Source organism: Streptomyces sp. NPDC057617 (assembly GCF_042800555.1).
Taxonomy (GTDB): domain Bacteria; phylum Actinomycetota; class Actinomycetes; order Streptomycetales; family Streptomycetaceae; genus Streptomyces.
In genome coordinates, this window is sequence record NZ_JBHVGV010000003.1 from 498,792 (window position 1) to 520,941 (window position 22,150).

Annotated in this window: 17 protein-coding genes and 1 pseudogene; 11 read left to right on the forward strand and 7 right to left on the reverse strand. The window is 72.5% G+C overall.

The window, feature by feature from the left end:
• Positions 1-11: 11 nt before the first annotated feature.
• From ACFU9P_RS11100 to lgt, 8 genes and pseudogenes are all read left to right on the forward strand, one after another.
• Positions 12-257: pseudogene (locus ACFU9P_RS11100) on the forward strand (HGxxPAAW family protein); the annotation flags it as partial.
• Positions 258-449: 192 nt separating this feature from the next.
• Positions 450-920: a DUF2752 domain-containing protein gene (locus ACFU9P_RS11105; RefSeq protein ID WP_384078961.1), complete on the forward strand. Its 471-nt coding sequence runs from the start codon at positions 450-452 to the stop codon at positions 918-920.
• Positions 921-1,047: 127 nt separating this feature from the next.
• Positions 1,048-1,857 carry an indole-3-glycerol phosphate synthase TrpC gene (trpC, locus tag ACFU9P_RS11110; protein ID WP_046500885.1) on the forward strand — a complete coding sequence of 270 codons (810 nt, stop codon included), beginning with the start codon at positions 1,048-1,050 and terminating at the stop codon, positions 1,855-1,857.
• A gap of 7 nt (positions 1,858-1,864) precedes the next feature.
• Positions 1,865-2,041 (forward strand): tryptophan biosynthesis modulator TrpM, encoded by a 177-nt coding sequence (gene trpM, locus ACFU9P_RS11115; RefSeq protein WP_384078706.1) that lies wholly within the window; start codon positions 1,865-1,867, stop codon positions 2,039-2,041.
• Positions 2,042-2,164: 123 nt separating this feature from the next.
• Positions 2,165-3,400 (forward strand): tryptophan synthase subunit beta, encoded by a 1,236-nt coding sequence (gene trpB / locus ACFU9P_RS11120; protein WP_384078708.1) that lies wholly within the window; start codon positions 2,165-2,167, stop codon positions 3,398-3,400.
• The gene (gene trpA / locus ACFU9P_RS11125) at positions 3,397-4,209 is read left to right on the forward strand and encodes a tryptophan synthase subunit alpha (protein WP_376375088.1); all 813 of its coding nucleotides are present in this window, start codon (positions 3,397-3,399) and stop codon (positions 4,207-4,209) included. The genes trpB and trpA overlap by 4 nt, the downstream gene beginning before the upstream one ends.
• Before the next feature lie 76 nt (positions 4,210-4,285).
• Entirely contained in the window at positions 4,286-5,152 is an 867-nt protein-coding gene (locus tag ACFU9P_RS11130) for a DsbA family protein (protein ID WP_384078711.1), read from the forward strand.
• 69 nt (positions 5,153-5,221) lie between these two features.
• On the forward strand, positions 5,222-6,157 hold the full coding sequence (lgt, locus tag ACFU9P_RS11135) for a prolipoprotein diacylglyceryl transferase (protein WP_384078713.1): 936 nt from the start codon (positions 5,222-5,224) through the stop codon (positions 6,155-6,157).
• 69 nt (positions 6,158-6,226) lie between these two features.
• Here lgt and ACFU9P_RS11140 read toward each other — a convergent pair whose 3' ends face one another.
• Genes ACFU9P_RS11140 through ACFU9P_RS11170 form a run of 7 tightly spaced genes read right to left on the reverse strand, consistent with a single transcriptional unit; the run spans position 6,227 to position 14,512 of the window.
• Complete coding sequence (locus tag ACFU9P_RS11140; RefSeq protein WP_384078964.1) at positions 6,227-6,979, reverse strand: HpcH/HpaI aldolase/citrate lyase family protein; 753 nt, start codon at positions 6,977-6,979, stop codon at positions 6,227-6,229.
• Positions 6,980-7,026: 47 nt separating this feature from the next.
• Entirely contained in the window at positions 7,027-8,247 is a 1,221-nt protein-coding gene (locus ACFU9P_RS11145) for a CaiB/BaiF CoA transferase family protein (protein WP_384078715.1), read from the reverse strand.
• The gene (gene rbsK, locus ACFU9P_RS11150) at positions 8,248-9,129 is read right to left on the reverse strand and encodes a ribokinase (protein WP_384078717.1); all 882 of its coding nucleotides are present in this window, start codon (positions 9,127-9,129) and stop codon (positions 8,248-8,250) included.
• Positions 9,126-10,844 (reverse strand): ADP-ribosylglycohydrolase family protein, encoded by a 1,719-nt coding sequence (locus tag ACFU9P_RS11155; RefSeq protein ID WP_384078719.1) that lies wholly within the window; start codon positions 10,842-10,844, stop codon positions 9,126-9,128. Before ACFU9P_RS11155 ends, rbsK begins: the two co-directional genes overlap by 4 nt.
• On the reverse strand, positions 10,841-12,160 hold the full coding sequence (locus ACFU9P_RS11160) for an ADP-ribosylglycohydrolase family protein (RefSeq protein ID WP_384078721.1): 1,320 nt from the start codon (positions 12,158-12,160) through the stop codon (positions 10,841-10,843). The genes ACFU9P_RS11155 and ACFU9P_RS11160 overlap by 4 nt, the downstream gene beginning before the upstream one ends.
• Complete coding sequence (locus ACFU9P_RS11165; protein WP_384078723.1) at positions 12,051-13,484, reverse strand: ADP-ribosylglycohydrolase family protein; 1,434 nt, start codon at positions 13,482-13,484, stop codon at positions 12,051-12,053. Before ACFU9P_RS11165 ends, ACFU9P_RS11160 begins: the two co-directional genes overlap by 110 nt.
• On the reverse strand, positions 13,472-14,512 hold the full coding sequence (locus ACFU9P_RS11170) for an ADP-ribosylglycohydrolase family protein (RefSeq protein WP_376375354.1): 1,041 nt from the start codon (positions 14,510-14,512) through the stop codon (positions 13,472-13,474). The genes ACFU9P_RS11165 and ACFU9P_RS11170 overlap by 13 nt, the downstream gene beginning before the upstream one ends.
• Before the next feature lie 266 nt (positions 14,513-14,778).
• On the opposite strand from ACFU9P_RS11170, the gene ACFU9P_RS11175 reads away from it, so the two are divergent.
• The 3 genes from ACFU9P_RS11175 (at position 14,779) to ACFU9P_RS11185 (ending at position 21,993) form a co-directional block, all read left to right on the forward strand.
• The gene (locus ACFU9P_RS11175; RefSeq protein WP_384078725.1) at positions 14,779-15,507 is read left to right on the forward strand and encodes a VIT1/CCC1 transporter family protein; all 729 of its coding nucleotides are present in this window, start codon (positions 14,779-14,781) and stop codon (positions 15,505-15,507) included.
• Positions 15,508-15,980: 473 nt separating this feature from the next.
• Positions 15,981-20,540, forward strand: a complete 4,560-nt coding sequence (gltB, locus tag ACFU9P_RS11180) for a glutamate synthase large subunit (protein ID WP_384078727.1) — start codon at positions 15,981-15,983, stop codon at positions 20,538-20,540.
• Positions 20,533-21,993, forward strand: a complete 1,461-nt coding sequence (locus ACFU9P_RS11185) for a glutamate synthase subunit beta (RefSeq protein ID WP_384078729.1) — start codon at positions 20,533-20,535, stop codon at positions 21,991-21,993. Before gltB ends, ACFU9P_RS11185 begins: the two co-directional genes overlap by 8 nt.
• Positions 21,994-22,150 lie beyond the last annotated feature (157 nt).

Sequence of the window (22,150 nt, forward strand, 5' to 3'; positions counted from 1 at the left end):
AGGAGCACCTCATGGCGCACAGCGGCGGCCACGGACACACCCCGGCGGCTTGGACCGGTGTCATCATCTCCTTCATCGGCTTCTGCGTCGCGGGGGTCTTCATGGTCGCGGCGAACTCGGCCGGGTTCTGGGCCGGGATCGGTCTCATCGCGCTCGGGGCGCTCGTCGGCCTGGTGATGAAGGCGGCGGGCATGGGCACGCCCAAGGAGCCCGAGGAACTGGTACGGGCGAGGGCGCTGGCCGCGAGGCCGCAGGCGGCCCAGGCCGTGGCCGGGGCGGGAGCTGCGGCTGAGACCGGCACCGCGAAGGCCGAGGCGCAGACCGAGCCCGAGCCCCAGACGCAGACCGCCTGACGGCCGGCCCCTCGGAAACACAGACGCTCCGACGCAGTCCGGCCGGGCCGGGCTGCGTTTTTCCGTAGCAGCGGCGACAATCACCGGGTGGACGCCATGCCAACTCCCGCGCACGACCCGTCCTCCCCGCCCTCCCTGCCGGTCCCGCCCGTGTTCGCACCGGCTCCCGCCCCGCTCGCGCGGCGGCTGTTCCCGCCGGTCGCCGTCCTCGGCGGGATCGCCGTGGCCTGGACCTATGTCGGTCTGGTCGACCCGAATGAAACCGGCCACTACCCGGTCTGCCCGCTGCTCCTGCTGACCGGTCTCTACTGCCCCGCCTGCGGCGGTCTGCGCAGCGCCCACGCCGTCGCGCACGGTGACCTGGCCACCGCCTTCGGCGCCAACGCGCTCGCCGTCATCGGCTACGCGATCTTCGCCGCGGTGTGGGTGGCCTGGGTCGTACGCGCCGGGAAGGGCCTGCCCGTACGGATCACCCTCGGACCCCTCTGGTGGTGGGGCCTCGGCGCGGTGGTCCTGATCTTCACGGTGGTCAGGAACCTGCCTTTCGGCTCCTTGCTCGCCCCGTGAAATGCCAGGTGGGGCGGGGCGCGGCCAACCGGATGCGGAGCCTTCGGCCAGTTCCGGATAGCATCGATATGGCTGATCCTGAACCTGTACCTCGACTACCACTCCACCTGGAAAGGGGGCCGCTCGCGTGAGTGTGCTCGACGAGATCATCGAAGGCGTACGCGCCGACCTCGCAGAGCGGCAGGCGCGCGTCTCCCTCGACGAGCTGAAGCGGCGCGCGGCCAGGGCCCCGGAGGCCAGGGACGGGGTGGCCGCGCTGCGCGGCGACTCGGTCCAGGTCATCTGCGAGGTCAAGCGCTCCAGCCCGTCGAAGGGCGCGCTGGCCGCGATCGCCGACCCCGCCGGGCTCGCCGCCGACTACGAGGCGGGCGGCGCGGCCGTCATCTCCGTACTGACCGAGCAGCGGCGCTTCGGCGGCTCGCTGGCCGATCTGGAGGCCGTACGGGCCCGGGTCGACATCCCGGTCCTGCGCAAGGACTTCGTCGTCACCTCGTACCAGCTCTGGGAGGCGCGGGCGTACGGCGCGGACCTGGTGCTGCTGATCGTCGCCGCACTCGACCAGCCCGCGCTGGTCTCGCTGATCGAGCGGGCCGAGTCGATCGGGCTCACGCCGCTGGTCGAGGCGCACGACGAGGAGGAGGTCGAGCGGGCCGTGGACGCGGGCGCGCGGATCATCGGCGTCAACGCGCGCGATCTGAAGACCCTGAAAGTGGACCGCGGAACATTTGAGCGGGTCGCCCCCGAGATCCCGGCCGGCATTGTGAAGATCGCCGAGTCCGGGGTGCGCGGGCCGCACGACCTGATCGCGTACGCCAACGCCGGGGCCGACGCCGTTCTGGTCGGCGAGTCCCTGGTGACCGGGCGCGACCCGAAGGCCGCGGTGGCCGACCTCGTCGCGGCGGGCGCCCACCCGGCGCTGCGGCACGGCAGGGACTGACCCCGCCGTGCACACCGCCGCCGTACCCGTACCGCACACGCCGCACGCGGCCCTGGCGCGCGGCTGCCGCCCGCGCGGGTGCCGCGCGCCGGCCCGGCGGGTACACGGGCGGCGGGTCCGGTACGTGATCGGCGACGAGCCGGGCCAGGTCAACGGCATGCGATGGCGCGAGGCCGCGTCTTAGGCGTGGCCGGGCCGAGGGTGCGGTGACCGTGCGTGGTGCGTACGGTGCCGTGCCGCGGGCTGTCGCGCCTTGGCGCAACACGGTGCTCTCTCCCCGTCTTCGTTGCTTCTGAGGAGTTCTCGCGTGTCCGAGTTCTTTGTTCCCGACCCCGAGGGTCAAGTCCCCAGCGCCGAAGGGTACTTCGGTGCCTTCGGCGGCAAGTTCATTCCCGAGGCGCTGGTCGCCGCCGTCGACGAGGTCGCCGTCGAGTACGAGAAGGCCAAGGGCGACCCCGCCTTCGCCGCCGAGCTGAACGGGCTGCTCGTCGACTACACCGGCCGCCCCAGTGCGCTGACCGAAGTGCCGCGGTTCGCCGAGCACGCCGGGGGCGCCCGGATCTTCCTCAAGCGTGAGGACCTCAACCACACCGGATCCCACAAGATCAACAATGTGCTGGGGCAGGCGCTGCTGACCAGGCGCATGGGCAAGACCCGGGTCATCGCCGAGACCGGCGCCGGACAGCACGGCGTCGCGACCGCCACCGCCTGCGCGCTGTTCGGGCTCGACTGCACCATCTACATGGGCGAGATCGACACCCGGCGCCAGGCCCTGAACGTCGCCAGGATGCGGATGCTCGGCGCCGAGGTCGTGCCCGTCTCGTCCGGCAGCAGGACGCTGAAGGACGCCATCAACGAGGCGTTCCGCGACTGGGTCGCCAATGTGGACCACACCCACTATCTGTTCGGCACGGTCGCCGGCCCGCACCCCTTCCCCGCGATGGTGCGCGACTTCCACCGGGTCATCGGGGTGGAGGCCAGGCGCCAGCTCCTGGAGCGCGCGGGCCGGCTGCCCGACGCGGCCGTGGCATGCGTGGGGGGCGGGTCCAACGCGATCGGGCTCTTCCACGCGTTCATCCCCGACACGGCCGTACGGCTGGTGGGCTGCGAGCCCGCCGGGCACGGGATCGACAGCGGCGAGCACGCCGCGACCCTGACCGCGGGCGAACCCGGCATCCTGCACGGCTCGCGGTCGTACGTCCTCCAGGACGAGGAGGGCCAGATCACCGAGCCGTACTCGATCTCGGCCGGCCTCGACTACCCGGGCATCGGCCCGGAGCACGCGTATCTCAAGGACAGCGGCCGTGGCGAGTACCGCGCGGTCACCGACGACGACGCGATGCGGGCGCTGCTGCTGCTGTCGCGCACCGAGGGCATCATCCCGGCGATCGAGAGCGCGCACGCGCTGGCCGGCGCGCTGGAGGTGGGCCGGGAGCTGGGGAAGGACGGGCTGATCGTCGTCAACCTCTCCGGGCGCGGCGACAAGGACATGGACACGGCCGCCCGCTACTTCGGGCTGTACGACGGGGAGGGCACCAAGTGAGCGGGAACATCCGGCTGTTGGGCAAGACGCTCGCGGCGGCGAAGTCCGAGAACCGGGCCGCGCTGATCGCCTATCTCCCGGCGGGCTTCCCGACCGTGGACGGCGGGATCGAGGCCGTGAAGGCGGTCCTGGACGGCGGCGCCGACGTGGTCGAGGTGGGGCTGCCGCACAGCGACCCCGTGCTCGACGGGCCCGTCATCCAGACCGCCGACGACATCGCGCTGCGGGGCGGGGTGAAGATCGCCGATGTGATGCGTACGGTCCGTGAGGCGTACGAGGCGACCGGCAAGCCCGTCCTCGTGATGACGTACTGGAACCCGATCGACCGCTACGGCATCGAGCGCTTCACCGCCGAGCTGGCCGAGGCGGGCGGCGCCGGCTGCATCCTGCCCGACCTGCCCGTACAGGAATCCGCGCTCTGGCGCGAGCACGCGGAGAAGCAGGGGCTCGCGACGGTCTTCGTGGTCGCGCCCAGCAGCAAGGACGCCCGGCTGGCCACGATCACCGCGGCGGGCAGCGGTTTTGTGTACGCGGCGTCGCTGATGGGCGTCACGGGTACGCGTGAGTCGGTCGGCCGGGAGGCCCAGGACCTGGTGGCGCGCACCCGCGCCACGACCGAGCTGCCGGTGTGTGTCGGGCTCGGTGTGTCCAACGCGGACCAGGCCGCCGAGGTCGCGGGCTTCGCGGACGGTGTCATCGTCGGCTCGGCGTTCGTGAAGCGGATCCTGGACGCGCCCGACACGGCGGCCGGACTGGTGGCCGTACGGAAGCTGGCGGCCGAGCTGGCCGAGGGCGTTCGCAAGCGCTGACGGGTCGGCTCACACGTACGGGTGGACCTGGGACCGGGGAGGTGCGCAGGCACCTCCCCGGTTCGTTGCTGTGGGCGTGAGCGAGAAGAACCGTGAGGCAAAACGGAGCGCGAGAGAGCGGCTCCAGCAGGAACGTGCGGCGGACCGGGTGCGGGAGAAGCGGCGGCGCACCGTGGTCATGTCCGTGGCGGTCGTCGGGGTGCTCGGCGCGGTCGGAGTGATCGGCGTGGTCGCCGCCGAGGTCGGCAAGGACAGGAGCGACAGCGCGGGGCAGCCGGCGAGCGCGCCCTCCGGGGCCGTGGGCAAGGGCGGTCTCGCGATTCCGGTCGGGTCACCCGACGCGCCGTCCATGCTCACGGTCTGGGAGGACTTCCGCTGCCCGGCGTGCGCCCAGTTCGAGAACGGGTTCCGGGACACGATCCACAAGCTGGAGCGGGCGGGACAGCTCAAGGTCGAGTACCACCTCGCCACGATCATCGACGGCAACATGGGCGGCAGCGGCTCGCTGCGCGCGGCCAACGCGGCGGCGTGCGCCCAGGACGTCGGCAAGTTCTCCCCGTACCACGACGTCCTGTACCAGAACCAGCCGCTGGAGACGGACGACGCCTTCGCCAAGAACAGCCATCTGCTGGATCTGGCGCGCAAGGTCGAGGGGCTGGAGTCGGCGCCCGGGTTCCGCCAGTGCGTGGAGAAGGGCGAGCACGACGACTGGGTGCAGAAGTCCGCCGCGGCGTTCCGGACGGGCGGCTTCTCCGGGACGCCGGCGGTCCTGCTGAACGGTGAGTCGGTGCTGCCGAAGAAGGGCTCCGAGAACATCACGCCGGACAATCTGAAGAAGTGGGTCGAGGAGGCCAACAAGGGCAAGAAGCCGGTGACGCCCTCGGCATCCGCCTCGCCCGCCTCGGCCCCTGACTCCTCGCCCGCCGCGTCCCCCGCCGTCTGACCTCGTTATCCAGAAGTTGCCGGGCGGGTCGCCCCAGATCCCGCCCGGCACTGTACGGTCGGTTCTGCCATGGACTTCGCCTACATTCCCAGCCCGTCGACCGGAGTGCTCCACCTCGGACCACTCCCGCTGCGCGGCTATGCGTTCTGCATCATCATCGGTGTCTTCGTCGCGGTCTGGTACGGCGGCAAGCGCTGGGTCGCCCGGGGCGGCAAACCCGGCACCGTGGCCGACATCGCCGTCTGGGCGGTGCCCTTCGGCCTGGTCGGCGGGCGGCTCTACCATGTGATCACCGACTACCAGCTCTACTTCAGCGACGGTGAGGACTGGGTCGACGCCTTCAAGATCTGGGAGGGCGGCCTCGGGATCTGGGGCGCGATCGCGCTGGGCGCGGTCGGCGCCTGGATCGGCTGCCGCCGCCGGGGCATCCCGCTTCCCGCGTACGCCGACGCCATCGCGCCCGCGATCGCCATCGCGCAGGCGATAGGGCGCTGGGGCAACTGGTTCAACCAGGAGCTGTACGGGAAGCCGACGGATCTGCCGTGGGCGCTGGAGATCTCCTCCGGCACCAACCGCGAGGCGGGCCTCTACCACCCGACGTTCCTGTACGAGTCGCTGTGGTGCATCGGTGTCGCGCTGCTGGTCATCTGGGCCGACCGCCGCTTCAAGCTCGGGCACGGGCGGGCGTTCGCCCTGTACGTCGCGGCGTACTGCGCGGGCCGCGCCTGGATCGAGTACATGCGCGTCGACGAGGCGCACCACTTCCTCGGTCTCCGGCTGAACGTCTGGACGGCGGCCGTCGTCTTCGTCCTGGCGGTCGTCTACTTCGTGGTGTCGGCGCGGGTACGCCCCGGCCGCGAGGAAGTGGTGGAACCGGAGCGGGACGCGGTGGTCGAACAGAAGCCGAAGGACGACGAAGCCGAGGCGGAGGGGGACGCGGACGCCGACTCCAATGGCGCTGCGGTGACCGCCACCCCTGGCGCCGAGCCGGCCGACAAGACCTGACCGGCGCGAAGCTGACCGGTTGCGTGGCAGACGGCCACGCCTGTCCTCAATCGCCGGACGGGCTGAAATTCAGCCCGTCCGGCGATTGAGGACAAGGGCCAGCGTCCGCCTCGCCGCCGCCACGATCGCCGCATCCACAAAGCGGCCGTCGGGCAACGCATGCGCCCCCGCCTCCGCGGCCGCCGCCTCGATGATCTCCTCCGCCTCCGCCACCTCCCGCGGCGTCGGCAGATACGCCCGTTCGATCACCGCGAGCTGACGCGGATGGATCGCCGCCCGGCCCAGCATCCCCAGCGTCCGGCCATGGCGGCACGACGCCGCCAGGCCGTCCATGTCGCGGACATCGGGGAACACCGACTGGACCGGCGGGGCCAGACCCGCCGCGCGGGCCGCGACCACGGCCCGGCTGCGCGACCAGTCGAGCCCGGAGTCGTCCCGTACCCCCAGATCCGCGCGGAGATCCGCCTCGCCCAGGGCGATGCCCCGTACCGCCGGGTGCGCGCAGGCGATGGCGTGCGCGTGCTCCAGGGCGAGCGCCGATTCCAGCAGGGCGTACAGCGCGACATCCGGGGCCCGGGCCGCGATCCGGTGGATGTCGGAGGGGTGCGTGACCTTCGGGAGGCGCAGCCCGGTCAGTCCAGGCAGCCCCACCAGCCACGCCAGATCGTGCTCGTCGGTGATCCGTACATGCACCGGGACCGGATGCGGCGAGGACAGGAACTCGGCGACGGCGTCCCGCGCGTACTCCTTGCGGTCGGGAGCCACCGCGTCCTCCAGGTCCACGATCACCACATCCGCACCGCAGGACAGCGCCTTCGTCATCACCTCCGGCCGGTCCCCGGGTACGTACAGCCAGGTCAGAGCGATGGTCACAGCGCGCCGTCCGAGCGGAGCGCGGCGATCTCGGATACGGACAGACCCAGCTCGGTGAGGACCGCGTCGGTGTCCGCGCCATGCGGGCGGCCCGCCCAGCGGATGGCGCCCGGGGTCTCGGAGAGCCGGAAGAGGACGTTCTGCATCCGCAGCGGCCCCAGCTCCGGGTCCGGGACCTCGGTGACGGTGTCCAGCGCCCGGTATTGCGGATCGTCCATGATGTCCCGGATGTCATAGACCGGTGCGACCGCTGCCTCGGCCTTCTCGAACGCTGCCATCACCTCGGCGCGGGTGTGCCGGGCGATCCAGCCTCCGACCGCCTCGTCGAGTACGTCGGCGTGCGCGGCGCGTCCGCTTCCGGTGGTGAACCAGGACTCGTCGATCAGCTCGGGCCGGCCCACCAGCCGCATCACCCGCTCCGCGACCGACTGCGCGGAGGTGGAGACCGCCAGCCAGGAGCCGTCGGCGGCGCGGTAGGTGTTGCGCGGGGCGTTGTTGCCGGAGCGGTTGCCCGTACGCGGCTGGACCAGGCCGAGCTGGTCGTACCAGAGCGGCTGCGGCCCGAGCACGGTCAGGATCGGCTCGATGATCGCCAGATCGACCACCTGGCCGCGGCCCGTGAGGGTCCGCCCGCTGAGGGCCGTCATCACCGCGTACGCCGTGGCCACCGCGGCGATCGAGTCGGCGAGGCCGAAGGGCGGCAGGGTCGGGGGTCCGTCCGGCTCGCCCGTCATGGCGGCGAAGCCGCTCATCGCCTCGGCGAGGGTGCCGAATCCGGGGCGGTGGGAGTACGGGCCGAACTGGCCGAAGCCGGTCACCCTGGCCAGCACCAGCCGGGGGTTGGCGAGCGAGAGTTCGGGCCAGCCGAGACCCCATTTCTCCAGGGTGCCGGGCCGGAAGTTCTCGATGATCACATCCGCCCGGCCGGCCAGCCGGAGCAGCAGATCGCGTCCGCCGGGGGTGGACAGATCGAGGGTAACGGCGCGCTTGTTGCGGCCGAGGAGCTTCCACCACAGGCCCACCCCGTCCTTGGCGGGGCCGTGCCCGCGCGAGGGGTCGGGTCGGCTCGGATGCTCGACCTTGATCACATCGGCGCCGAAGTCACCGAGCAGGGTGGCGGCGAGGGGACCCGCGAAGAGGGTCGCGAGGTCGAGTACCCGCAGCCCGGCGAGCGGGGGAGTGGCCGCTGAGGTGGTGGTGGGGGCCGGCACGGTCATTCAGGCCTCGATCTCGGTGCGGTACGGCATGGAGGTGGACGCCCCGGGGCGCTGTACGCAGAGCGCGGCGGCGGCCGAGGCCCAGCGCATCGCCTCGGGCATCGGCCGGCCCTCGCCGAGCGCCACGGCCAGCGCGCCCACGAAGGTGTCCCCGGCGGCGGTGGTGTCCACGGCCTCGACCCTCGGCGCGGGCACGGCGAGGGCCCTGCCGCCGCGCGCCGCGTACAGGCTGCCCGACGCGCCGAGGGTGATCACGACCTCGGGGACCTGCCGGAGCAGGGACTCGGCCGCGCCATGGGCGTCGGCGATCCCGGTGAGGGTGGCCGCCTCGTGCTCGTTGGGGACCAGCAGGTCGACGGCGGCGAGCAGATCGGGCGGCAGCGGCTGTGCGGGCGCCGGGGTGAGGACGGTCCGTACGCCATGGCGGCGCGCGGCCCCGGCGCCGGCCCGTACGGCGCTCAGCGGAAGTTCGAGCTGGAGCAGCAGGGTGTCCGCGGCGGCGATCACGGTCTCGTCGCCGGGGACGAGATGGGTGACGGTGCCATTGGCGCCGGGGACCACGACGATCGCGTTGCTCCCCTCGTCGTCCACGACGATGTGCGCGGTGCCCGAGGGGCCCTCGACGGTGCGCAGCAGATCCGTGTCGACGCCGGACGCTTCGAGGGTGTGCCGCAGCCGCTCCCCGAACTCGTCCTCGCCGACCGCGCCGATCATCGCCACCTCACCGCCCGCGCGGGCCGCGGCGACGGCCTGGTTGGCGCCCTTGCCGCCGGGGACCGTACGGAACTCCCGGCCGGTGACGGTCTCGCCGAGCTTCGGGGCGCGCGCGGCGTACGCGACGAGATCCATATTGGTGCTGCCGAGCACCACGATGCCGGTCATGGGCGGAGCGCCTCCCTGTGGGTGAGTTCTGCGAGTGCGTCGAAGCCGATGCCGTCGAAACCGGCGACGGAGGTGGCGAGACGGTTCTTCAGCGGGACCGTCCACCGCTCGGGCAGTGCGGCCGGATCGCCGGCGAGCAACCCGGTGACGGAACCGGCGGTCGCGCCGTTCGAATCGGTGTCCCAGCCACCGGACACGACACGGCAGATGGACCCGCCGAAGTCGCCGTCGGCATGGGTGAGCGCGGCGGCGAGCAGCGCGGCGTTCGGGACGGAGTGGACCCAGTGGTAGTGGCCGTAGGCGGAGTGGATCCGGTCGACGACGGCCGCGAAGTCCGCCTGCTCGCCGGCGGCTTCGATGCCGAAGCGTACGGCCCCGGCGAGCCGGGATCTCGGCGGTACGACGGACAGTCCGGCCCGCAGACAGGCGTGTACGTCCTTGGGCCCGGTGATGTACGGTCCGGCCGCGGCGGCGATCATGCCCGCGACGAACATCGCGCCGTACACCCCGTTCGCGGTGTGGGTGAGCGTCGCCTCCCGGTGCGCCTGCGCGGCGGCGGCCCCGGGGGCGCCGGGGTGTGTCCAGCCGTGCACGTCGGCGCGGATCGCCGCGCCGATCCACTCCCGGAACGGATTGCGGTACCGGGCGGTGTCCGGCGGCTCGATCCCGCAGAGCAGATTGCGGTACGCGACGCGCTCGGCGGTGAACGTACAGCCCGCGGGCAGCTCGTCCAGCCACACCCGGGCGACATCCGCGGTGGTGAACGAGCGGCCGTGGCGGCGCAGGAGGAGCAGATTGAGCAGGGGGTAGTTGAGGTCGTCGTCCTCGGGCATGCCGTCGATGTTCTCGGCGAGGGAGGTCGGCGCGGAGCGGCGGTTCCAGGGGTACGCGGCGGCGAGCCCGGGAGGCAGCCCCTCGGCGGTGAACCAGGTGCGCAGGGGCCAGTTGCCGGTGGCCCGGGCGAGCGCGCGGATACCGGTGAGGGGCAGCTTCTCGACGGGCTTCCCGAGCAGACAGCCGACCGCCCGCCCGAGCCAGGCGGCATGAAGCCGGGCGACGGTGAGATGGACGGCGGCTTCTCGACCGTCGGCGGCGGCGCTCGCCGTACCGTACGGCGGGCCTGACGAGGCGCTCGTACCGTACGGCCGGCCTGGCGAGGCGGCCGTACCGTCGCCGGTACGGTACGGCAGGTCCCGCGCTGCGGGGCCGCCCGGTCGGCCTCCTGCCGGAGCCGTCTCGCCTCTGGCGGCCGGCTCCGCCGGGGCGTGCGGGCGGTCCGGCGCGGCGGGCGTGCCGCCTTCCCGGGCGTACGGTCGGCCTTCTGCCGGAGCCGACTCGCGCGCGGCGGCCGGCTCCGGCGCGGCGGGTCTGCCGACTGCGGTACGGGCCTCTGGCGCGGCTGATCCGTTGCCGCGGCCCGGCCTGCCCGGCCAGGCCGGGCAGGCCGCCCTGATCGCTGACAGCTCCGTCGGTTCGTACTGCTCCTGGGGGCAGGGGAGCAGCGCCAGTTCGTCGAGGAGTTCCTCCGCCAGCGCGCGCAGGTGCGGGGGCGCGGGAGCGGGGGAGGCGCCCGTGCGGGGCGGGGCGGTGGTGCCGCCCGCCGTGTGCCAGCGCTCGGCGACGGCCTTGGCATCGCGGCCGTCCTCCTCGGCCTGGCGCAGCTCGTGGCCGACCAGATCCTCCGGTTGCACCCAGGTCAGACGGAGGTCCGTCATCGCGCCGCCACCGGCCGGGTCTCCGCACGCCGTGCGTCGTGCGGGGTGTTCGGCGGGGCCGGCGCGTCCGGCGCGTCGCTCAGCCGGTCGTCCGTCAGGCGCCCGAACGCCGACTCGTGCGCCCGGCGCCGCTCCGTGTCCCTGGTGAACATCTCGTACGCCACCTCCGTCAGCACCTGCGCGGGAGCGTGCAGATCGAGGCGGCTCGCGTCGGCCACGCGATGCGCCCAGTCCGCCGGGATCGCGGCCTCACCGCCCAGCGCCCCGGCGAGCGCGCCGCTCATCGTGGCGATCGAGTCGCAGTCCCTGCCGTAGTTGACCGAGCCCAGCACCGTACGGTGATAGTCGCCCCCGCCGATCAGCAACATGCCCAGCGCGATGGGGAGTTCCTCGATGGAGTGCAGCCGGGACGGACGGCGGGCGCCCAGCGAGGGGTTGCGGTAGTGGGGGCCGACCGTGTCGAAGGGGGCGACGGCCTCGCGCAGCCCGCGCAGCGCCGACCCGCTGTCACGGTGCCGGGCGGCGACCCCGCACACCGCCTCGATCGCCGCGCGCGTACCGTCCTTCGCGAAGCGGAGACAGGTCTCGACGACGGTCGTGGGCGTGGCGTCCGGGAGACAGGCGGCGGCGACCGCCGCGGCGAACACCCCGGCGGCCTCCCGCCCGTACGACGACTGGTGCGCGCCCGCGATGTCGATCGCCTCGGCGTACGCGGCGGCCGGATGCGCCGCGTTGACCAGCCCCACCGGCGCCATGTACATCGCCGCGCCGCAGTTGACGATGTTCCCGGTGCCCGCCTCGCGCGGGTCGACATGCCCGTAATGCAGCCGTGCGACCAGCCACTTCTCCGCGAGGAACAGCCGCTGGAGGAGCAGCGCCTCGCTCTCCAGCTCGGGGATCCAGCGGGGGACGGTCATCAGATCGGGGACGAGATGGTCGGCGATCGCGTACGCGTCGAGATGGTCGCGGACCGTTTCGTACACCCGGACCAGCGCGTGGGTCATCAAGGTGTCGTCGGTGACATGTCCGTCGCCCTTGTGGTACGGGGCGATGGGGCGGGCGGTGCGCCAGTTGTCGTTCCAGGGGCCGACGATGCCGGAGACCCGGCCGCCGTGGCGCTCCACGATCTGCTCGGGGGAGTAGCCCTCGACCGGGCCGCCGAGCGCGTCGCCGACGGCCGCTCCGACCAGACAGCCGGTGATCCGGTCAGCGAGCGTGCGTGTCACCGTGCGCGCGGAGGGGGTGCCCTGCGGTCGCGCGGCGGCGGCCGGGGCCGGCTCCGGAGCCGGGGTGGGGGGAGTGCTCAGCGTCGTCATGCCGGAATTGTCCCCCCGGAACGGTCAGTTCCGTGGCTGCCAGGAGCCCGGCGAGTTCCACCAGATCGGTTCTGGCGAGCCGGGGCAGCGCGCATCCCGCGAGGGTGCGGCAGGCGTCCCGCCAGGTGGCGGGAACGGAGTCGCCGCCGCCGAGCGCGCCGGTCAGCGCGCCGGCGAGGGCGGGCGCGGAGTCGGCGACCCGGGAGAGACAGGCCGCGGCGGGCACCGCGCCGCTGACCTCGCCCCGGGCGGCGAGGGTCAGGGCGAGGGCGACCGGGACGGTCTCGGCGGCGGCGATGCCGTAGCTGTAGACATGGTCGACGATCTGGTGTTCCAGCAGCGGTACGAGCGCGAAGGCGCCGGCCGGTTCATGGGCGAAGTCGCGGGCCGGTTTGAGGGCGTGCCGGGCGTTGCGGCCGATCTCCGTGGTCGTGGGCAACTGGTCGAGCGCGGCCTCGACGGCGGCCTCGGCGTCCGCGCCGTCCAGCGCGGCGGCGACGGCGGCGGCCATGGCGCGGGCGCCGTGCACCCCGTCCCCGTCCTGGGTGTAGCGGGCGTCGAACTCGGCGAGTTCGGCGGCGGCGGCCGGGCGGCCGGGGTGGACGACGGCCAGCACGGCGGCCCGTACACAGGCGGCGTCGTCGAAGAAGTGCGGGTTGTCGTGGCCGGTGGCGGGCGGGCGCAGCCCGGTGGCGAGATTGCCGAGGCCCGCCCGTACGGAGATCCGCGCCCGCAGCGGCGGTACGGCGGACTCGACCTCGGGCGCGCGGGCCGCCGCCGCGGCGATCTCGCTGGCCAGGGAGTTCCAGGCCAGATCGACGGCGGCGCGCATCCGGCGGTCGGCACTGAGCCCGTCGAAGTGGCGTCCGGCGGCGGTGAGGACGGACTCGGCGGTGAAGGCGGCCCATTCGGCGTCGTCGGAGGGGCCGAGCCGCAGCGGCTCGGGCGGCTGGTTGAGCGCGATGGGGACGGGCAGCGTGGTGGTCGCGTTCTGCTCGGCGAAGGTGTCCAGCTCCCGGGTGAGCCGCCGGGTCCACTCGGGCATCCGGGCGGCGCGGTGCCGGGCGGCGGGCCATCCGGCGGCGTCCCCGGCGGCGAGCCCGAGCAGCAGCCCCTCGATCCGGCGCAGCGGATCCCGCCCGGTGCCGTACGGTCCGGTCCCGTCCGTGCCGGTGCCGGTGCCGGTGTCGTGCCGTCCGGTGCTGTGCTCTCCCGGGTCGTCCCGTCCGCCGGTCCCGTCGCGGGCGCCCGAGTACGGCGTCTCCGGCCGGGCGCCGTCCTTACCGGACCGTCCCGGCGGGGCGCCCCCGGTCACCGGTGCCATGACGCCACCTCGTCCTCGTCCGGGGTCAGCAGGTCGGCGATGTCCAGGACGTGGTAACCGCGCATCGAGGGGAGACAGCTTCCCCGGGCCGGGCCGATGGACGCGGACCACTCGGGGGGAATCGCCCGCGCCCCCGACACCGCTCCGGCCAGCGCGCCCGCCACCGCCGCGGTGGTGTCCGCGTCGCGGCCCATGTTGACCGCGGTCAGGACCGACGTACGGAAATCGCCCCGGGCCGCCGCGAACGCGCCGAAGGCCAGGCCCACCGCCTCCGGGGCCAGATCGGTCCAGGGATAGCCGCCGATGACCACCGAGGAGCGCAGCGCCCGCTCCATGGTGAGGGTGTCCGGATACCCGCGGCCGGCGGCGACGACCCCCCGGCGCAGGGTGCGGGCCGTCCAGGAGTCCATGGGTACGACGGAGAGTGCCGCGGCGATCACGGAGGCGGGCCCCGCGCCGGTCATCGCGGCGGCGACCCCCGCCGCCACCGCCCGGCCGCCGTAGATCCCCTCTCCGTCGTGGCTGACGGTGCCGTCGACGGCGACCAGCCGGGCCGCCTCCGCGGGGCGGCCCGCCGCGAACACCCCGAAGGGCGCCGCGCGCATCGCCAGTCCGTCGCTCCAGGCGTGCCGGTGCTGGGCGGTGATCGGGGCGGCGAGCCCGCGCCGGAGGTTCTCCAGCGTGCCGCGCTCGCTGAAGCCCGCACCGCGGAACGGGCCCTCGTCGAGGTCCGCGATCCAGTGGTGCCAGGCGTTCTCGACATGGGCGACGGTCAGCGCCGAGCCGTGCCGGGCGAGCAGCAGCCCGGAGAAGATGGCGTACTCCGTGTCGTCCGTGCCCGCCGGGCTCTCGGTCACGAAACCCTCGATACGGCCCCAGCGGCGGCGGATCTCGGAGGGCCGCATGTTCTCCGCGGGGGCGCCGAGCGCGTCCCCGACGGCGAGTCCGAGCAGCGCGCCGCGCGCGCGGTCGCGGAGGACCTCGGACGCGTCGGGACCGGCGGCGGGGCCGCATGCGGTCGACTCCATCATGTGGCCCTTTCACACGCGCCCGGGTGCGGGATGTGTTCCCGGTGGTCCTGGATCTCTGCCACGCCGGGCGCCCGGGGAGTCCGGGAAACGCCGCTGTCACCCGGCTGACACGGCCCGCCGCCCCCGTCCCCGATGCCGTCCCCGATGGCTTGTCATGCTCGGTAAGTACGGCCTTCCTTGCTGGCGGGAGCGGTTTTTCGTGCGTATTTTCGAAGCGTTGAGACGTTGGGAAGAAGCGTCGGGACGTCGGGAAAGGGAGAACCATGTCGATCATCGACACCGAGGCCACGCTCCACGAGGCACACCGCGACAACCACACGCACCGTGATGTCAACGGCGGCTGGCTGCGTCCCGCGGTCTTCGGCGCGATGGACGGGCTGGTCTCCAATCTGGCGCTGATGACCGGGGTCGCGGGCGGCGCGGTCTCCCAGCAGACGATAGTGATCACCGGGCTCGCGGGTCTCGCGGCCGGTGCCTTCTCGATGGCCGCCGGCGAGTACACCTCGGTGGCCTCGCAGCGCGAGCTGGTTCAGGCGGAGCTGGAGGTGGAGCGCGGCGAGCTGCGCAAGCACCCCGCCGACGAGCTGGAGGAGCTGGCCGCGCTCTACGAGTCGCGCGGGGTGGAGCCGAAGCTGGCCCGTGAGGTGGCCAGGCAGCTCTCCCACGACCCCGAGCAGGCCCTGGAGATCCACGCGCGCGAGGAGCTGGGGGTCGACCCGGACGATCTGCCGTCGCCGGTGGTCGCCGCGGTGTCGTCGTTCGGGTCCTTCGCGCTGGGCGCGCTGCTGCCCGTACTGCCGTATCTGCTCGGTGCGACGGCGCTGTGGCCCGCGGTGGCGGTGGCGCTGGGCGGACTGTTCGCCTGCGGCGCGCTGGTGGCCCGGGTGACCGCGCGGAGCTGGTGGTACAGCGGGCTGCGGCAGCTGGTGCTCGGCGGGACGGCGGCGGCGCTGACGTACGGTCTCGGAGCCCTGTTCGGGGCGGCGCTCTGACCGGGGCGCGTCGCCCCGACCCGGGGGAGCCCCTTCGTACAGCGCCCCGGTAGCGCCCTCCGCTACAGCACCCCGACCCACGCCCGAACGGGCCCTCCGTACCCCCTCCGGCCTTGCGGTACGGGCATCGAGCCCGCACCCTGTGACGTACATCCCCGGCCGTTCCGGGCGCCGGGGTGCGACACTATGCCCGGCGCCACATATGCCGCCGTTACCCGGCGGTTTCGAGTCGTTAATGACCGGGCATGAGCCGAAGGCGCCGCGGGCAACGAAGCCTGCTCCGCCGCCCCCGGACGGACGACGATCTGTCCGTCTGCTCCCCACATCCACCGCTACGAGCGGTGTCCACATGCTGGAATAAGCTATCCGTTCCGCGAGAAGCTACCCATCATGTAACCTGCGTGAAATTTCTTGGAGGGCCAGCGTCGTCCCTCGGTAATCGCATATGCCACGAAACGACGACGGGAGAGCCGATGCGTTCCGACGCCTGGTCGCCCATGGACGGTCGCCCCGCCCCTCAGGGTATGTACGACCCCCGTAACGAGCACGACGCCTGTGGCGTCGGGTTCGTGGCCACCCTCACCGGTGTAGCCAGCCACGCGCTGGTGGAGCAGGCGCTGACCGTACTGCGCAATCTGGAGCACCGGGGCGCCACCGGGTCCGAGCCCGACTCCGGCGACGGCGCCGGGATCCTGCTCCAGGTGCCGGACGCCTTCCTGCGCGAGGCCGCCGGTTTTGATCTGCCCGAGGCCGGCTCGTACGCCGTGGGCATCGCCTTCCTGCCCGCCGACGACGCCACCGAGGCCGTCTCACGGATCGGGACGATCGCCGCCGAGGAAGGCCTGACCGTCCTCGGCTGGCGCGAGGTGCCCGTCGCCCCCGGACTGCTCGGCGCCACCGCGCGCGCCACGATGCCGGCCTTCCGCCAGCTCTTCGTCGCGGACGGTACGAGCACGGGCATCGCCCTCGACCGCAAGGCGTTCCTGCTGCGCAAGCGCGCCGAGCGCGAGGCCGGGATCTACTTCCCCTCGCTCTCCGCCCGTACGCTCGTCTACAAGGGGATGCTCACCACCGGCCAGCTGGAGCCGTTCTTCCCCGACCTCTCGGACCGCCGGCTCGCCACCGCCATCGCGCTGGTCCACTCACGGTTCTCCACCAACACCTTTCCGAGCTGGCCGCTGGCCCACCCGTACCGCTTCGTCGCGCACAACGGCGAGATCAACACGGTCATGGGCAACCGCAACTGGATGCGCGCGCGTGAGTCGCAGCTCGCCTCCGAGCTGTTCGGGCCCGACAAGCTGGAGCGGATCTTCCCGGTCTGTACGCCCGACGCCTCGGACTCCGCGACCTTCGACGAGGTCCTCGAACTGCTCCACCTCGGCGGCCGTTCGCTGCCCCACTCCGTGCTGATGATGGTCCCGGAGGCCTGGGAGAACCATGACTCCATGGACCCGGCCCGGCGTGCCTTCTACCAGTTCCACGCCACGATGATGGAGCCGTGGGACGGCCCGGCCTGTGTCACCTTCACCGACGGCACCCAGGTCGGGGCGGTCCTCGACCGCAACGGGCTGCGCCCCGGCCGCTACTGGGTGACCGACGACGGCCTCGTCGTCCTCTCCTCCGAGGTCGGCGTCCTCGACATCGACCCGGCCAAGGTCGTCCGCAAGGGCCGCCTCCAGCCCGGCCGGATGTTCCTGGTCGACACCGCCGAGCACCGCATCATCGAGGACGACGAGATCAAGGCGGACCTCGCCGCCGAGAAGCCGTACCGGGACTGGCTCGAAGCCGGCGAGATAGAGCTGGAGGACCTGCCCGGGCGCGAGCACATCGTGCACACCCACGCCTCGGTCACCCGCCGCCAGCAGACCTTCGGCTACACCGAGGAGGAGCTGCGGGTCCTGCTCGCGCCGATGGCGCGCGCGGGCGCCGAGCCGATCGGTTCCATGGGCACCGACTCGCCGATCGCCGCGCTCTCCGCCCGGCCCCGGCTGCTCTTCGACTACTTCACGCAGCTCTTCGCGCAGGTCACCAACCCGCCGCTGGACGCCATCCGCGAGGAACTGGTCACCTCGCTGCGCTCGTCACTCGGCCCGCAGGGCAATCTCCTGGAGCCCACCGCCGCGTCCTGCCGCAGTGTCACCCTGCCCTTTCCGGTGATCGACAACGACGAGCTGGCCAAGCTCGTCCACATCAACGCCGACGGCGACATGCCGGGCATGAAGGCCGCGACGCTGTCCGGTCTCTACCGGGTCGGCGGCGGCGGAGAGGCACTCGCCGCCCGGATCGAGGAGATCTGCGCCGAGACCGACGCCGCCCTGGAGAGCGGCGCCCGGATCATCGTGCTCTCCGACCGGCACTCCGACGCCGAGCACGCCCCGATCCCCTCGCTGCTGCTCACCGCCGCCGTGCACCACCACCTCATCCGCACCAAGCAGCGCACGCAGGTCGGGCTGCTCGTCGAGGCCGGCGACGTCCGCGAGGTGCACCATGTGGCGCTGCTCATCGGATACGGAGCCGCCGCGGTCAACCCGTACCTCGCCATGGAGTCCGTCGAGGACCTCGTCCGCGCCGGTACGTTCATCGAGGGCCTCGCGCCCGAGCGGGCCATCCGGAACCTGATCCACGCCCTGGGCAAGGGCGTCCTCAAGGTCATGTCCAAGATGGGCATCTCGACCGTCGCCTCCTACCGGGGGGCACAGGTCTTCGAAGCCGTCGGCCTCGACCAGTCGTTCGTCGACAAGTACTTCAACGGCACCGCCACCAAGATCGGCGGTGCCGGTCTCGATGTGGTCGCCGAGGAGGTCGCAGCCCGGCACGCCAGGGCGTACCCGGCCTCCGGGATCTCCGCCAGCCACCGCAAGCTGGAGATCGGCGGCGAGTACCAGTGGCGCCGCGAGGGCGAGCCGCATCTCTTTGACCCGGAGACGGTCTTCCGCCTCCAGCACGCCACCCGCGCCCGCCGCTATGACATCTTCAAGAAGTACACCGAACGGGTGAACGAGCAGTCCGAGCGGCTGATGACCCTGCGCGGCCTCTTCGGCTTCGCCCCCGACCGTGAGCCGGTCCCGCTCGACGAGGTCGAGCCGGTCTCCGAGATCGTCAGGCGCTTCTCCACCGGCGCCATGTCGTACGGCTCCATCTCCCGCGAGGCGCACGAGACCCTCGCCATCGCCATGAACCAGCTCGGCGGCAAGTCCAACACCGGCGAGGGCGGCGAGGACGCCGATCGCCTGTACGACCCGGCGCGCCGCTCCTCCATCAAGCAGGTCGCCTCCGGGCGCTTCGGCGTGACCAGCGAGTATCTGGTCAACGCCGACGACATCCAGATCAAGATGGCGCAGGGCGCCAAGCCCGGCGAGGGCGGCCAGCTCCCCGGGCACAAGGTCTACCCCTGGGTGGCCAGGACCCGGCACTCCACCCCCGGCGTCGGGCTGATCTCCCCGCCCCCGCACCACGACATCTACTCCATCGAGGACCTCGCCCAGCTCATCCACGACCTCAAGAACGCCAACCCGCGGGCCCGTATCCATGTGAAGCTGGTCTCCGAGGTCGGCGTCGGCACGGTCGCCGCCGGGGTCTCCAAGGCACACGCCGATGTGGTGCTGATCTCGGGACACGACGGCGGTACGGGCGCCTCGCCGCTCACCTCCCTCAAGCACGCCGGCGGCCCCTGGGAGCTGGGTCTCGCCGAGACCCAGCAGACCCTCCTGCTCAACGGTCTGCGCGACCGGATCGTCGTCCAGACCGACGGGCAGCTCAAGACCGGCCGGGATGTCGTCATCGCCGCGCTGCTCGGCGCCGAGGAGTTCGGTTTCGCGACCGCGCCCCTCGTCGTCTCCGGCTGCGTCATGATGCGCGTCTGCCACCTCGACACCTGCCCGGTCGGCATCGCCACCCAGAACCCGGTGCTGCGCGAGCGGTTCTCCGGCAAGGCCGAGTACATCGTCAACTTCTTCGAGTTCATCGCCGAAGAGGTCCGCGAGATCCTCGCGGAGCTCGGCTTCCGTACCCTCGAAGAGGCCGTCGGCCACGCCGAACTCCTCGACACCGAGCGGGCCGTGGACCACTGGAAGGCCCAGGGCCTCGACCTCAAGCCGCTCTTCCACGTCCCCGACCTGCCCGGGAACGCCGTACGCCACCGGACCGTCGAGCAGGACCACGGCCTGGAGAAGGCCCTCGACAACGAGCTGATCAAGCTCGCCGCCGACGCCCTCGCCGCCGACAGCGCCGAGGCCGCCCAGCCGGTGCGCGCCCAGACCGGCATCCGGAACATCAACCGGACCGTGGGCACCATGCTCGGCCACCAGGTGACCAGGAAGTTCGGCGGCGCGGGCCTGCCCGACGACACCATCGACATCACCTTCACCGGCTCGGCCGGCCAGTCCTTCGGCGCGTTCCTGCCGCGCGGCATCACCCTGCGGCTGGAGGGCGACGCCAACGACTATGTCGGCAAGGGCCTGTCCGGCGGGCGCGTGATCGTACGGCCCGACCGCGGCGCCGACCATCTCGCCGAGTACTCCACCATCGCGGGCAACACCATCGGCTACGGCGCGACCGGCGGCGAACTGTTCCTGCGGGGCCGCACCGGCGAGCGCTTCTGCGTCCGCAACTCCGGCGCCACCGTGGTCTCCGAGGGCGTCGGCGACCACGGCTGCGAGTACATGACCGGCGGCCACGCCGTGGTCCTCGGCCCGACCGGGCGCAACTTCGCCGCCGGCATGTCCGGCGGCATCGCGTACGTCGTCGACCTCGCCCCGGACAATGTCAACGCCGGGAACCTCGCCGCCGTGGGCCCGCTCGACGACACCGACAAGCAGTGGCTGCACGACGTGGTGCGCCGCCACCAGGAGGAGACGGGCTCCACCGTCGCCGGGAAGCTGCTGGCCGAGTGGGACACCGCCGTGGACCGCTTCAGCAAGATCATCCCCACTACGTACAAGGCAGTGCTCGCCGCCAAGGACGCCGCCGAGCTGGCCGGTCTCTCGGAGACCGAGACCACCGAGAAGATGATGGAGGCGGCGACCCATGGCTGACCCGAAGGGCTTTCTCACCACCGGCCGTGAGGTCGCGCCCACCCGCCCGGTCGCGGAGCGCGTCAGGGACTGGAACGAGGTGTACGTTCCCGGTTCGCTGCTCCCGCTGATCAGCAAGCAGGCCGGCCGCTGCATGGACTGCGGCATCCCCTTCTGCCACAACGGCTGCCCGCTCGGGAATCTGATCCCCGAGTGGAACGACTACGCGTACCGCGAGGACTGGACGGCGGCGAGCGAGCGCCTGCACGCCACCAACAACTTCCCCGAGTTCACCGGGCGGCTCTGCCCCGCGCCCTGTGAGTCCGCGTGCGTGCTCGCCATCAACCAGCCCGCCGTCACCATCAAGAACGTCGAAGTCTCCATCATCGACAAGGCCTGGGACAGCGGCGACGTCACCCCGCAGCCGCCCGACCGGCTCTCCGGCAAGACCGTCGCAGTCATCGGCTCGGGACCGGCCGGACTGGCCGCCGCCCAGCAGCTCACCCGCGCCGGTCACACCGTCGCGGTGTACGAGCGCGCCGACCGGATCGGCGGGCTCCTGCGGTACGGCATCCCCGAGTTCAAGATGGAGAAGTCGCACATCAACCGGCGTATCGAGCAGATGCGCGCGGAAGGCACCAAGTTCCGTACGGAGATCGAGATCGGCCGGGACATCGACGCCGCGAAGCTGCGCAAGCGGTACGACGCGGTGGTCATCGCCGCGGGCGCCACCGTCTCGCGTGATCTGCCCGTCCCCGGCCGCGAGCTGAACGGCATCCACTTCGCGATGGAGTATCTGCCGCTCGCCAACAAGGTGCGCGAGGGGGATCTGACGGTCTCCCCGATCAGCGCCCAGGGCAAGCATGTCGTGGTCATCGGCGGCGGCGACACCGGCGCGGACTGCGTCGGTACGGCCCACCGCCAGGGCGCCGCTTCCGTCACCCAGCTCGAAATCATGCCGAGGCCCGGCGAGGAGCGCGCCCCGCACCAGCCGTGGCCGACCTTCCCGATGCTCTACAAGGTCACGTCCGCGCACGAGGAGGGCGGCGAGCGGGTCTACTCCGTCTCGACCACCCGCTTCGAGGGCGACGAGCACGGCGATGTGCAGTATCTGCACCTGGTCGAGGTCGAGTTCAAGGACGGCAAACTGGAGCAGAAGCCCGGCACCGAGCGGCGGATCCCGGCCCAGCTCGTCACCCTCGCCATGGGCTTCACCGGCACCGACCAGGCGAACGGTCTGGTCGAGCAGTTCGGCCTGGAGCTGGACGAGCGCGGCAATATCGCGCGGGACGCGGACTTCGCGACCAATGTGCCCGGTGTGTATGTCGCCGGGGACGCGGGGCGCGGACAGTCGCTGATCGTGTGGGCGATCGCCGAGGGCCGCTCGGCGGCGCGCGGAGTGGACCGCTATCTCACCGGCGCCAGCGAACTGCCGGCCCCGATCCGCCCGACCGACCGCGCTCTGACAGCCTGACCGCGCGGCACATACACGCCACCCACATAACGGCACACACATAAGAAGCTCCCGTACAACGGCGTACGGGCGGTATCGGCCCGGGGAGCGTCTCCCGGGCCCTCCGCAAGGCGCGGCGCCTGCCCCCCAGTCCCCGACCGGACCGACGGCAGGCGCC

Excerpts from the sequence above, each read along its gene's own strand:
- gltB (WP_384078727.1), top strand. The coding sequence starts at position 15,981 with ATGCGTTCCGACGCCTGGTCGCCCATGGACGGTCGCCCCGCCCCTCAG.
- ACFU9P_RS11185 (WP_384078729.1), top strand. The coding sequence starts at position 20,533 with ATGGCTGACCCGAAGGGCTTTCTCACCACCGGCCGTGAGGTCGCGCCC.
- ACFU9P_RS11165 (WP_384078723.1), bottom strand. The coding sequence starts at position 13,484 with ATGGCACCGGTGACCGGGGGCGCCCCGCCGGGACGGTCCGGTAAGGAC.
- ACFU9P_RS11145 (WP_384078715.1), bottom strand. The coding sequence starts at position 8,247 with ATGACCGTGCCGGCCCCCACCACCACCTCAGCGGCCACTCCCCCGCTC.
- ACFU9P_RS11170 (WP_376375354.1), bottom strand. The coding sequence starts at position 14,512 with ATGGAGTCGACCGCATGCGGCCCCGCCGCCGGTCCCGACGCGTCCGAG.
- rbsK (WP_384078717.1), bottom strand. The coding sequence starts at position 9,129 with ATGACCGGCATCGTGGTGCTCGGCAGCACCAATATGGATCTCGTCGCG.
- ACFU9P_RS11175 (WP_384078725.1), top strand. The coding sequence starts at position 14,779 with ATGTCGATCATCGACACCGAGGCCACGCTCCACGAGGCACACCGCGAC.
- ACFU9P_RS11155 (WP_384078719.1), bottom strand. The coding sequence starts at position 10,844 with ATGACGGACCTCCGTCTGACCTGGGTGCAACCGGAGGATCTGGTCGGC.
- ACFU9P_RS11160 (WP_384078721.1), bottom strand. The coding sequence starts at position 12,160 with ATGACGACGCTGAGCACTCCCCCCACCCCGGCTCCGGAGCCGGCCCCG.
- ACFU9P_RS11105 (WP_384078961.1), top strand. The coding sequence starts at position 450 with ATGCCAACTCCCGCGCACGACCCGTCCTCCCCGCCCTCCCTGCCGGTC.
- ACFU9P_RS11140 (WP_384078964.1), bottom strand. The coding sequence starts at position 6,979 with ATGACGAAGGCGCTGTCCTGCGGTGCGGATGTGGTGATCGTGGACCTG.
- lgt (WP_384078713.1), top strand. The coding sequence starts at position 5,222 with ATGGACTTCGCCTACATTCCCAGCCCGTCGACCGGAGTGCTCCACCTC.